The organism is Melghiribacillus thermohalophilus (assembly GCF_004342905.1).
Lineage (GTDB): Bacteria > Bacillota > Bacilli > Bacillales > Alkalibacillaceae > Melghiribacillus > Melghiribacillus thermohalophilus.
In genome coordinates this window covers 21,798-33,870 of sequence record NZ_SMAN01000019.1, presented here as the reverse complement: position 1 = coordinate 33,870, position 12,073 = coordinate 21,798, and the positions used below count along the sequence as shown (strand labels likewise).

Annotated in this window: 13 protein-coding genes and 1 riboswitch; of the genes, 8 read left to right on the top strand and 5 right to left on the bottom strand. The window is 40.9% G+C overall.

Annotated elements, in window-relative coordinates; all coding sequences use genetic code 11:
- Window positions 1-29: 29 nt before the first annotated feature.
- Window positions 30-209, top strand: a riboswitch (Lysine riboswitch).
- A 159-nt stretch (window positions 210-368) separates the two neighbouring features.
- The 3 genes from EDD68_RS11995 to EDD68_RS11985 all read left to right on the top strand — a co-directional run bounded on the left by EDD68_RS11995 (window position 369) and on the right by EDD68_RS11985 (window position 4,364).
- Window positions 369-1,922 (top strand): Na+/H+ antiporter NhaC family protein, encoded by a 1,554-nt coding sequence (locus tag EDD68_RS11995; protein WP_132372529.1) that lies wholly within the window; start codon window positions 369-371, stop codon window positions 1,920-1,922.
- An 811-nt stretch (window positions 1,923-2,733) separates the two neighbouring features.
- Window positions 2,734-4,263, top strand: coding sequence for a sodium-dependent transporter (locus EDD68_RS11990; RefSeq protein ID WP_132372528.1), 1,530 nt, complete (start codon window positions 2,734-2,736; stop codon window positions 4,261-4,263).
- Window positions 4,260-4,364, top strand: coding sequence for a MetS family NSS transporter small subunit (locus tag EDD68_RS11985; protein WP_132372527.1), 105 nt, complete (start codon window positions 4,260-4,262; stop codon window positions 4,362-4,364). Before EDD68_RS11990 ends, EDD68_RS11985 begins: the two co-directional genes overlap by 4 nt.
- Before the next feature lie 65 nt (window positions 4,365-4,429).
- On the opposite strand, the gene EDD68_RS11980 is transcribed toward EDD68_RS11985, so the two are convergent.
- Window positions 4,430-5,407, bottom strand: coding sequence for a M23 family metallopeptidase (locus EDD68_RS11980; protein ID WP_132372526.1), 978 nt, complete (start codon window positions 5,405-5,407; stop codon window positions 4,430-4,432).
- A 113-nt stretch (window positions 5,408-5,520) separates the two neighbouring features.
- A complete protein-coding gene (locus EDD68_RS11975) occupies window positions 5,521-6,135 on the bottom strand; it encodes a YhcN/YlaJ family sporulation lipoprotein (protein ID WP_132372525.1) in 615 nt (204 codons plus the stop codon).
- A 114-nt stretch (window positions 6,136-6,249) separates the two neighbouring features.
- On the opposite strand from EDD68_RS11975, the gene EDD68_RS11970 reads away from it, so the two are divergent.
- On the top strand, window positions 6,250-6,525 hold the full coding sequence (locus tag EDD68_RS11970) for a YutD family protein (protein WP_132372524.1): 276 nt from the start codon (window positions 6,250-6,252) through the stop codon (window positions 6,523-6,525).
- A gap of 198 nt (window positions 6,526-6,723) precedes the next feature.
- Here EDD68_RS11970 and EDD68_RS11965 read toward each other — a convergent pair whose 3' ends face one another.
- Both EDD68_RS11965 and EDD68_RS11960 read right to left on the bottom strand, forming a co-directional pair.
- Window positions 6,724-7,008: a cytosolic protein gene (locus EDD68_RS11965; RefSeq protein ID WP_243646858.1), complete on the bottom strand. Its 285-nt coding sequence runs from the start codon at window positions 7,006-7,008 to the stop codon at window positions 6,724-6,726.
- 50 nt (window positions 7,009-7,058) lie between these two features.
- Window positions 7,059-7,328, bottom strand: a complete 270-nt coding sequence (locus EDD68_RS11960; protein ID WP_132372522.1) for a DUF3055 domain-containing protein — start codon at window positions 7,326-7,328, stop codon at window positions 7,059-7,061.
- A gap of 157 nt (window positions 7,329-7,485) precedes the next feature.
- On the opposite strand from EDD68_RS11960, the gene EDD68_RS11955 reads away from it, so the two are divergent.
- Complete coding sequence (locus EDD68_RS11955; protein ID WP_132372521.1) at window positions 7,486-7,932, top strand: DUF86 domain-containing protein; 447 nt, start codon at window positions 7,486-7,488, stop codon at window positions 7,930-7,932.
- 177 nt (window positions 7,933-8,109) lie between these two features.
- Window positions 8,110-9,240, top strand: coding sequence for an MBL fold metallo-hydrolase (locus EDD68_RS11950; protein ID WP_132372520.1), 1,131 nt, complete (start codon window positions 8,110-8,112; stop codon window positions 9,238-9,240).
- 64 nt (window positions 9,241-9,304) lie between these two features.
- Here EDD68_RS11950 and EDD68_RS11945 read toward each other — a convergent pair whose 3' ends face one another.
- Window positions 9,305-9,793, bottom strand: a complete 489-nt coding sequence (locus EDD68_RS11945) for a phosphatidylglycerophosphatase A family protein (protein ID WP_132372519.1) — start codon at window positions 9,791-9,793, stop codon at window positions 9,305-9,307.
- 142 nt (window positions 9,794-9,935) lie between these two features.
- Between EDD68_RS11945 and EDD68_RS11940 the strand changes: the two genes are divergently transcribed.
- Window positions 9,936-10,925, top strand: coding sequence for a protein kinase family protein (locus tag EDD68_RS11940; protein WP_132372518.1), 990 nt, complete (start codon window positions 9,936-9,938; stop codon window positions 10,923-10,925).
- 62 nt (window positions 10,926-10,987) lie between these two features.
- Complete coding sequence (locus EDD68_RS11935) at window positions 10,988-11,953, top strand: 2-hydroxyacid dehydrogenase (RefSeq protein WP_132372517.1); 966 nt, start codon at window positions 10,988-10,990, stop codon at window positions 11,951-11,953.
- Window positions 11,954-12,073: the final 120 nt, after the last annotated feature.

The following is a 12,073-nucleotide window of genomic DNA, read 5'->3' as shown; positions in this document are numbered from 1 at the left end:
AGTATAGACAATGCATGACCTTATCTAATCGATGAGGTAGAGGTGCATGCAGCAAGAGTAACAGACGTGAGGATGACAACGATGACCGTCTGTGAAAGGGCTGTTTGCCGAAGTATGGGGTGCTGTCAGGCAGCCTATGCTGGTGTAATTCTGAACAAGAATTACACTGTCATGCAAAGCGATGGCTTGCATGGAGAGCTACTGATCGATGGAGGATAACATATGATTGCCTGTTTAGGGGTAATGATAGTTAACTCTATCATTACCCCTTTACTTTTTCCTCTGATTCATTTAACGAGTCTCTTCATGCCCATCATGGACTGTACAACACCACAAACAAAGTACAGAAAATGAAGGGAGAAATCATCATGGAAGGAACAGTCTTTTCTCTTATTCCACCGCTTATTATGCTTTTTCTCGTCCTTGTAACAAGAAAGGTGTTGCTTTCTTTAGGGGCTGGAATCATTGCTGGAGCGTTGTTTATGGAAGGGTTTAACCCTGCTGGAGCTCTTAACGTCATCTGGATATCTTTTTCCGAAATCTTTGTGGTAGAAGGAGAAATTCAGACGGGCAGTCTGTATTTGCTTTTCTTTTTACTGTTTTTAGGAATCATGGGGGCATTTATGTCCGAATCAGGAGGAACAGTAGCCTTTGGACACTGGGCCTCATCCAGGGTGAAGACGAGAAAGGGAGCACAGTTTGTTCCAGCTATTCTAGGGCTTATTATTTTTATTGATGACTATTTTAACAGCCTGGCAGTAGGTCAGGTGTCCAGGCCGTTAACCGACCGCTATAGCGTGTCAAGGGCTAAACTTGCCTATATTATTGATTCCACTTCCGCTCCTGTTACGGTTCTATCACCGGTTTCCAGCTGGGGGGCTTATATTATCGGACTGATTGGAAGTATTCTGGCAACTCATCAGCTGTCTAGTTTGGGCGGACTTGAGGCCTTTATTCAGATGATTCCCATGAATTTTTATGCTGTTGCTGCTTTACTGCTCGTTTTCCTGTCTGTATACTTCAAGCTCGATATGGGGCCCATGAAAATTCATGAGAACCGTGCGGAACAGACCGGGGCATTAATCGGTTTTTCAAGGGAAAATGTTCAGGAAGATGTTACAAAAGATGCTGTCGATCAAAATGATGGTAGGCTTCATCATTTGTTTACACCTATTGTTGTGCTGCTTACTGGAACCGTCATCACGATGATCTGGACAGGAATCAGTAACACATCTGACCCAATTACCGTTTTGTCAATCTTCAGCAATACCGATGTCAATCTTTCACTGTTTGTGGCAGGACTTCTATCTGTATTAACGGCTATGTTACTGTATATTCGGCAAAAACAGAGGAAAATGTCTGTTCATCAAGTATTGATGTCTGGAATCCGCTCCATGATGCCGGCGATTTATATTTTAATTTTTGCCTGGATGCTCGGTACGGTCATCGGTTTGCTGGAAACAGGTGAATATCTCGCCGGTCTGGTACAGTCTGCGGACTTCAATGTTTCATTCCTGCCCCTGATCATTTTTGTTATATCTGGGATTATGGCCTTTGCAACTGGGACTTCATGGGGCACCTTTGGCATGATGCTTCCGATTGCAGGAGACATTGCGGTCAATACAGAAGTATCCATGCTGTTGCCTTCGATGGCAGCGGTGCTCGCCGGATCGGTATTCGGTGATCATTGTTCACCGATTTCAGATACGACCATTTTATCTTCAACAGGTGCAGGTGCGAACCATATCGATCACGTTTTAACTCAGCTGCCATATGCATTGCTTTCAGCTATCTCTGCCCTGATCGGGTATGCCATATTAGGATGGACAGCGTCATGGGTCATTGCACTTGCCGCTACACTGATCATATTGTCAGGATCAGTGATCTTACTAAACAGGTTGATTAAAAGTGCCATCCTGTAGCAGTTTTTCCAAAGTGATAAAGCTTTTTTCTTGTTTTATTCTTTTTTTTTCCATTCATTTCAGCATGTAGATCCATAGGTACAGAACTCAGGATTATTGTAAAAATTGGATTAAATACTTAAAAAACAAAAATCAAAGTTCAGCATGTACCATTAGTCAAAGCAGTTCCAGGATTGATGATTACGCTGTTTTGGCCGCGAAGTAAAAAATTTTTAAAAATGCCCGAGACCAAACCCAGTCAATAAAAATAGTGGCCCTCATCGCTAAGCTGGTGAGGCCACTATTTTTTAAAAACGCTCTAAAATGAATGGTCAAAAACAAACCTGAAGTTTATGTACTCAAAACATAACCGTACAAGAGGCATCCTTGAGTTTAACATGAAATTAATGGGTTTTGCCGCTCGATCTAGAATGAAGCTTCAAGAAAATATGTTACCTGCAATGTAAAAGTTGTGGTTTAAAGTATTGCGGATGTAGCAGCCGCAGGCTCTTTGTGGCATGGAATGTCCAGTATATTATCCGCATCTCAATAATGACTGAGACCACTTTATATTATTTTGATCTGGGTATGGGGCATTGATTGAGAGGAGTTTAATAGTACTTTCGATCTGCAAAAGTAGTAAAAATTTTACTTATTTTCGTCTATTTACATGTAATTTCCTGGTATAAATATTACCTTTGACACCCGCTCAATTACTTTGTATAATACAAACATGCCGCAAAATTATCAGAAAACAATAAAAATTGTAAACATTTTCCCGTCTGATTTTCATTCAGATGGGGGAGTGAAATAAAAAGGGAGGTCATATTTTATGGACAACAATCGTCCACAGTGGGGGACACGAGCCGGATTTATTCTGGCTGCTGTTGGTTCTGCAGTTGGTCTTGGTAACATCTGGCGTTTCCCTTACACAGCGTTTGAAAACGGGGGCGGAGCATTCCTAATTCCGTATTTTTTCGCACTTATTACAGCAGGTATTCCTATTTTAATTCTTGAGTTTCACTTGGGTCACAAGCTTAGGGGATCTGCACCACTATCTTTTAGTAAATTAGGCAGGCTTGAATGGCTTGGATGGTGGCAGACCTTTATTTCCTTTGTTATTTCTATTTATTATTCAGCTATTATCGGCTGGGCATTTGCCTATACGTTCTTTGCAGTAGGACAAAGCTGGGGAGAGGATACAGGAGCCTTCCTGTATAAATACTTAGGTATTACGCAAGGTGATACGACTTACGGTTTTAATGATTTTCCTTCATTCCTGGGAGGAATGCAGTGGAAGGTATTAATACCGATGCTGATTGTCTGGGTAATTGTGTATATTATTCTTTCTCGTGGTGTCCAAAAAGGTATTGAAAAAGCCAACAAATTCTTTATGCCATTATTGTTTATTCTTATTATTTTAATAGCAATTCGCGGAATTACCCTTGAAGGAGCTACTGCAGGCTTAAACGCATTATTCCAGCCTGACTGGAGCGGTATTGCCAATGCGCAAACCTGGATTGCGGCATATGGTCAAGTGTTCTTCAGTTTAAGTATTGCTTTCGCCATTATGATTACCTACTCAAGCTACCTGCCAAAAAAATCCGATATTAACAACAACGCGTTTATTACCGCGTTTGCAAACTCCGGCGTAAGTATCATCGCCGGTGTAGCGGTGTTTAGTGCAATTGGTTTTATGGCAGCCCAAAGCGGTTCTGAAGTTGGAGAGGTAGCAACTGGAGGAGTAGGATTAGCATTTGCTGTTTTCCCAACCATTTTAAACGAAATGCCGATGGGTGAAGTTGTTGGGATTCTCTTCTTCCTTTCACTGATCGTTGCTGGTCTGTCTTCTTTGATTTCAATTGTTGAAACATTTATTGCGGCATTCTCTGATAAATTCAATATTGAACGTAAAAAATCAGTTAATATTTCTGTAGGGTTAATTACACTATTAAGTTTATTCTTTGCTACAGGAGCCGGCTTATACTTGCTGGATACGGTTGACTACTTCATTAACAGCTATGGGGTAGCCATGTCCGGATTAATTATGGCAATTGTGGTTGGATGGGTACTCAACTACACAAACAAAGTGCGCGAGTACAATAACCAGATTTCTGATATTAGAATTGGCGGCTGGTGGAACTTTTTTGTTATTGTCCTGACTCCATCTGTTCTCGGATATATGGCCATTAAACAAATAGCCACAGATCTTGCTGAAAACTATGGTGGTTATCCTGATAATCTGATTGGTCTCGGTTGGGCCGTAGCCGTATTAGCATTTGTTTTCGGTTTCTACTTCCAGAGCTTGAGAAGTAAAAATCCAGAGTTTAATACCCCGGTAAAGGAGGATGAATCAGCATGACTGGTGGCGCTATCGGAATGATGATTTTTGGTTTCGTTTTTCTCTGGGGTGGATTTGGAATTTGTGTAAGCATTGCAATGAAAAAAGGAAGAGAGTTATAAAAAATAAAAAAGTATAAGAAAAAATCGGCTTTTCGCTTTAGTTTCAGGCGAAAAGCCGATTTTTTCTATTTCCTTTTTGTTTCCCGTTCCCATTTTCTTAAATGAGGATACGGATCAAATGACCATTCTTTTTCCCCGTTAAATCGGTACATCCCATAGTGAAGGTGAGGAGGAAATTTGCCAGATGTTCCCTTCGGCCCGTAACCGGATGCGCCTACATATCCGATCACATCCCCGGGCTTGACCACCTGACCTTTTTTTAGGTCATCTGCATAGCCGTTTAAATGGGCGTAATAATGATAAATATTATGGATATCCCTGATTCCGATCCGCCAGCCTCCGTAGCGATTCCATCCCTTCATCTCAATAACGCCATAGGTTGTTGCTCTGACGGGCACCCCATAATTTGCAAAAATATCAGTGCCTTCATGAATTCTTCTCCCTCCAAACCCCCGGGGATATCCCCATGTGTTTTTATAGGTGTAGTTCACATGAAGGGGAAGAGGGAAGATATGCTCGTCCAGTTTAATCGTGTTAAAGGTTTGATATACTTTCGCGATATTCATAATCGTCTGCACACTTAATTCACGCTGGTAATAATCCCAGAGTGCGGTTTTAATATCCTGTCTGGTATGGCCATATTGCAGGAGCCATTCGGCTATAGACTGTAAAAGATCTTCATCATTTTGTGGATCTGCAAATCCATCTCCGTTGCCGTCTCTGCCCATTCCATCAAAAACTTCTACCATCCCGGTTTTCTGTTTCCCTTTTCGATAAGGGTTTGTGTAGCCAATCCATTTTTCTTCAGGAATCGTGATGGCAATTATTCCTGTTTTTGAAGCTGTTTCTTCATGGATATTCCGCTCAAATTGGTCAATGGCCGCAAAATAATACCAGGGGATCTGGGTGACAGCTTCAGCTTTTTGATACAGCGCCATTCTCCATTCAATTTTTTTTTCATCTGTTAGTGTGTCACTTTCTGCCTGTATAGATATTGGGATAAAGAATAAGAAAGCGAGAATGTTAGCCATGAAAAGCTTCATATTTTCACCTCAATAATTGGCGTTCGGGTTTATTATGTGGGGTATGCCTGATAAACATGAATGGAAAAAAATGAATCCATCAGCGGATGGATTATGCCGCTGATGGCAAAAGGTTAATCCACGGTATTGTTCATACGGTTCGTACTATCCTGGCGATCATCACCATAAGTAGGTTCTCCCTGAGGAGACTGTTTAAAGCGTTCAATAATTTGTTCAATGGTCTGGCGGGAATCTTCTTCAACGGAAGTGTTGTTGCTTAAACTCTGCAGGTCCTGATAGGCATTTGGTGCATCTGAGATGTAGATCTCGTAATATGCCGGCAGAAAAGACACAGCCGTCTTTTTGACCATATCCGCGATTTCTTCTCTGTCATAGTCTGATTCCGAAATGTCATAGGCAATCAATGTGTGCTCGTCTGTAACAAGTGTTGCAGCTTCCCCGATCTGCTCCATTTTTAATAGCGTTCTTGTAATCATATTTGCCACATATTCCCGGTTCATCACGGGAATCTGTTGCTCTTCTTCATCCATGTTTAACTGCTCTTTATCATATCGCACATAGCCATAACGGTTCGTATAGTGGTCACTTTTTTCCGGATTGTCTGATGAGGGATTATAATTGTCCATTGGGGTACCTTCCAGCGCATCTGTTCCTTCCCCGAGGTCCTTTTCAGCAATACAGCCGGTCAAGATAAAGGAAAAGGCTACAATCGCTAAAAGTATCTTCATCTTACCACCTCCTTATCATTAGCTTGTATCAAAAACTGAATCTCATGCCTGAATTTACACTCCAACAGGAAAAGTAAAATATGGTACACTATAATCAGACAGAGGTGATGAAAGATGTTCGAACTGTTCGGGAAACAATATCAACTGATGTACGATTATAAAAACGGGTTTCAGGAAGAGCAAGTAAAAGAGCGCTTTAGCGATATCTTAAGTAAATATGATTTTATTGTAGGGGACTGGGGATATGGTCAATTAAGGATGAGGGGCTTTTATGATGATCAGAACCCAAAGGCCACTTTTGATACTAAAATATCTACCCTGGAAGACTACCTGTATGAATATTGCAATTTCGGGTGTGCATATTTTGTATTAAAAAAAATGGAACAGTAACATCATACACATGTATGAACCCCACCAGAAAAGATTACGGCGGGGTTTTTTAAGATTTGTTATCTGTGTTCTATAAAAAAGCGTAAAAATGTTCAGGTTCATCATGAAAATCCGACTGATGATCTTTTTGCATCCTTAAGTTCAACCGGTTAATTAAGGGCATACACCAAAAGGATGTATGCCTGTACCGTGAATACATTACTGATTATCGTGAGGCGGTTTCACATCTTCATCGGGTTCATCATGGGTGGGATGTCCGATAGGGTATTGTCTCGGCAAATCTTCGTGGAGGGATTTATACTCGTAGTTAAAACCTGAATAATGACGTTGCCCTTCACGAGCTTCCTTTGGTCGAACATTTTCAACCTTATTGTACAGGGAGCCATATGGACCTTCAGGGAATTCCTCTGGAACTAAATATTTTCTTTGGACTTCGGCATTGGCAAGGTCATCATATCCCAGATTCCGATTGTTTTTCTTCACCATTATATAACCTCCTTTTCCATTAGTATGGACAAAGGAGGTGTTGTTCATTAAATCACTTCCGTTAAAAATTCTTTCAATTCCTCGGCTTCGATTTCCGATAAATTAAAGGCATGTTCCAGATAGCCAGGCTCTTTCAAGTCATCCTGACCGATGATGGCAAAACGATTGCCCTGAATATTCAGTACAATGGATTTTCCGTAGTAACGGTCTGTTTGAATGATCGCCAGATCATAGCGGGTTGCCTCTCCCATAAAACTGACATATCGTATTTCTGCGCGTTCTATCTCATCATATAAAAACGTGTGTTCGTTTGACATAACAACGTCCTCCACTTCCAGAAACAATCATGACATTTGTTATCATCATACCAGAGATCTTCCCTTTCCGTAAATATAAGTTTATTCTTTCCCGGAGAAAACTGTGATAAGATGTTAAAAGGCATAACATATCCATGATTATACGGAGGGAGTCACGATGTATTTTGTTGACAGAAAAAAAATGGAACAAACATTACAATACCTCGATGGATTGCTGGATACTTTTGAACAGCATGAGTTTTCCACTGACTTAGCAAGTTTAGCTCTGGAACGGATTGCGCAGATGTCCATAGAAGCTATTATTGATGTTGGCAACATGATGATTGACGGATTTATCATGAGAGACCCCGGTAGTTATGAAGATATTGTAGATATTTTAGTGGATGAACAGGTTTTGCCTGGGGATGAATGTCATGCTTATAAAGCAGTTATTAACATTCGGAAAATGCTGGTTCACCATTATCTGGAGGTTGATCACGGCCATATCATTGAGGTGTTTCGGTTACACATGCCTTCCCTCAAATCATTTAGCGGAAGAATACGCAAATATTTAGATGATGAATTAGGTCCTGTGTCTGCTTTTGGGAATGACGGAAAGTCATAAAAAAGCACAAAAAAGCCTGATGAGTCGGGGAAAAAAGCAGTTTTCTCTGTCATCAGGTTTTTTAATGTTTCCCTCTTGACAGTATTGAAAATATCATTTAATATTAAAAACAGATTGATACCCAAAGGGGTATAGGTATTACAACATACATTATATGTCAAGAGGGGGAAATGTGTCATGAAATCTTTAACAGCTGCACAGGTAGCAGAAAAAGTGGCGAAAAAAGATGAATTGTTCATTCTTGATGTGCGAAATAGTTCAGAGTACAAAGACTGGAAAATCGAAGGAGAAAATATCGAATCCATCAACGTACCATATTTTGATTTAATTGATGGAGTAGATGCTATTTTAGGCAAAATTCCAGAAAATAAAGATGTATTAGTTGTATGTGCAAAAGAAGGATCTTCTAAAATGGTTGCAGAAATGCTTGAAGAAGCTGGAAGGACCAATGTTTCATACCTTGAAGGTGGTATGAAAGCATGGAGTGCACACCTGCGTAAGGTTAAAGTTTATCAAGATGAAAACTTGAAAGTGTATCAGTTCATTCGTATGGGTAAAGGATGCCTGTCTTACATGATCGTTTCTGGAAAAGAAGCGATGATTATTGATCCTGCCCGCAATATTGATGTATATCTAGAAGCTGCAGAAGAAGATGGTGTTAAAATTACAAATATTGGTGACTCTCACCTTCATGCCGACCACATTTCCGGCGGTAAGCAACTGGCAGAAAAAACGGGTGCTAAATACTATCTGATGAAGAGTGAAGGCGCGAAGTTTGATCACGAACCATTTGAAGAAAATGAAGTTGTCAAATTTGAAAACGTAACTCTTGAAGTACTTGCCGTTAAAACACCTGGACATACACCAGGAAGTGTTTCATTCCTTGTCAATGACAAACTGCTATTCTCAGGAGATACCATCTTTGTCGGCGGTCTTGGACGCCCAGACCTTGGCGGAAAAGTTCGTGAATGGGCGAAAGATTTATATGACACCATTTACAACAAAATTTCTGAAATCGCTGACGATGTCGTCGTTCTTCCTGCCCACTATGCAGATTATGACGATGAATCCAATGCAGACGGTTATATCGGTGAAACCCTTGGTGTCATCCGCAAGCGCAATGACATGATGAATGATCATGATGAAGCTGAATTTGTTGAAAAAGTAGCCGCTTCTGCAAGCACGGAAACTCCTCCAAACTTTGAAGATATCATTGCGATTAACCGCGGAGAAAAAGAAGCTACCGAAGATGAACAGCTTGAACTTGAAATCGGGCCAAACCGCTGTGCGGCTCACCACACGGCTTAATTGACCAATTGAAAGCGGCAGACCCCAAAAAGGTCTGCCTTTTATAATTTTATAGAGAAACTTTTCATTCTTCGTCTTCTTCCTCATAACTGTGGGCAAGCCTGCTGGATGCAGCAGCAGCGATCGCACCTACAATGTCATCTAAAAATGTATGGCAAAAACCGTTTGATTTATCATTTAAAACTTTTAAAATCCCAGGTTTTTGTTTATCAATATAGCCATAATTCGTAAAGCCAATCGATCCGTACACATTGACAATCGATAATGCAATCACTTCATCTACACCATATAATCCCTCATCTTTTGAAATAGCAGTCTGCAAGGGCTCCTCGAGCATCTCTTGCTCGGCGAGTATATCCAGCTGAATACCCGTTAAAATCGCGTTTTGCACTTCCCGCTTTTTTAACACCTTTTCTACGTTGTACAGGCATTCATCCATTGTTAAGTGTTCATGATAAGGAGACTGAAGGAAATATACTAATTCAGCAATATCTTTGACCGTTACCCCACGTTCTTCCAGCCATTCTCTCGATTTTTTTTCCAGTGTTTTCATTTCTCATCACCCTTAATCATTGAAAGTTCATCTAATACATATATATCTATTATAAACCATGAAGTGATATAAATCTTTCAAGGCAATTTGACTGGAAATGTGGTTTACTCCACTTTTCTCGATACAAAAAGGGGGATATGGAGTGATAGAAGATCTCGGGAGATATTATTCGTTTCGAGTTAAAGGAAAAGTACGATATCCAGAACTGGATGTCTACAGAGTGGACGAAGGATACATCATTGTGAGATCAGGAAAGCATATCACAGAACAAATGCTTTATGAGCAATATATGGTAACTAGTTTTTTGCAGCAAAGGGGATTTTCCCATGTCGCTGTTCCTGTCTACTCTGACATCGGTTCATTTTTGGTTCACGTCGAACGGGGCAAGATTATTTATATCTGTTTTGCAAAGGAACGATTGGAGGATGAATACAAGGATATGGGTTCCTTCCTTGCGCATTTTCATGAAGCGGGGAGAACATATCCTTATACGCCCGAATTTATCAACCGTTATGGAAAGTGGAAACAATATTGGGAACAGATGATTGATCAGGTGGAACAAACGAAAGAAGACCTCATCAATCAAATGGATTCCTCCAAAACGGAACCGTGGAAAAGGCTGTGGATAGAAACTTGTTTTTATTATATCGGTCTGGGGGAAAATGCCTTGCAATTTTTGAGTGAAAGTGAAAGGGACCAGCGTCTGACATGGATGGATCAGCCGGTTTTCGCTATGAAACGAATTTTTCCTTTCCCTAATCGCGGATTTATTCTTCCCTTTCAGATGGTCCATGACCACCCAGCCCGAGATCTAGCTGAACTGTTTCGTTACTTTACCCTTCGCAAAGGCAAGAGGGCATTTCCATACATACGTCATGCCCTGCGGAATTATGAAGGAAAACGTTCCTTATCCGTATTCGGCAAAAGACTGGTATTTTCAAGATTGCTTTTTCCGGTGCATTTTATTGATCATACGAAGAAGGTTTTAGCAAATGGTCAGTTTTCCAGTAGGGAATATAAAGAATTGGAGCGCATGCTTCGCTTGCAATCCACATATGAACAATGTTTAAAGGATTTACATGAAGAATGGTTTCAAGAGGATCCATCGATTCCCCGTATATCCTGGTTATAGATAATTGGTTCATCAGTCAAGGTATGATAAGATGAAATCAAACCATTTATGGAGGGATTGTGATGTCCAGGCCCAGAGTATATATGGCAAGAAAAATTCCAGAAAAAATATGGATGCCCTATAAAGACCAATGGGACATCCAGATGTGGCCTTATGAAGATTTGCCTGTATCCCGGACAGAACTTTTTCAGCAACTCAAACAGGCTGATGCAATTTTTACGACATTGACGGATGTGGTGGACCAGGAGCTGATGGACAACGGGAAACATCTTAAAATTATCGCCAATATGGCAGTAGGGTACGATAATATTGATGTCGAATATGCCCATAAAAAAGGAATTATCGTAACCAATACTCCTGACGTACTGACTGAATCCACAGCTGATTTAACCTTTGCTTTACTTTTAGCTGCAGCGAGAAGGCTGGTGGAAGCCAATCAATACATCAGAGAAGACAAATGGACAACCTGGTCTCCGCTTTTCATGGCCGGAACGGATGTCCATCATAAAACGATCGGTATTGTTGGAATGGGCCGTATCGGAGAGGCTGTTGCCCACCGGGCAAAAGGCTTTCACATGAATGTACTCTATCATAATCGAAGGCGTAGACCGGATGCAGAAAAAAGGATCGGTGCAACTTATGTCCCTTTTGAGGATCTGCTTGAACAGTCGGACTTTGTCGTCTGCATGACTCCCCTTACCCGGGAAACAGAGGGGCTTTTTGACAGAAAGGCTTTTCAGAAGATGAAGCATACAGCCATTTTTATTAATACATCCCGCGGGGGAACCGTTAATGAACAAGATTTATATGAAGCTTTGAAAGAAGGGAAAATACTGGCAGCGGGCCTGGACGTCTTTCAGCATGAGCCGATTGGCAAGGATCATCCCCTTCTTCAGCTAGACAATGTTACCGCACTTCCCCATATCGGATCCGCTACAAAGGATACTCGCTACCAAATGATGAAACTGGCACTGGAAAATATCGAACTCGTTTTAAACGGAAAAAAACCGAAAACCCCGGTTACTTAAAGAGAGGTGTCCCTGGATAAATGATAGGGGCACTTTTTTATATTGAGAAAATCTGCTATCAGAATGATTCAAACACGCTCTGAATATCCAGGCAGTTTCATTGTTCATGCAAGACTCATA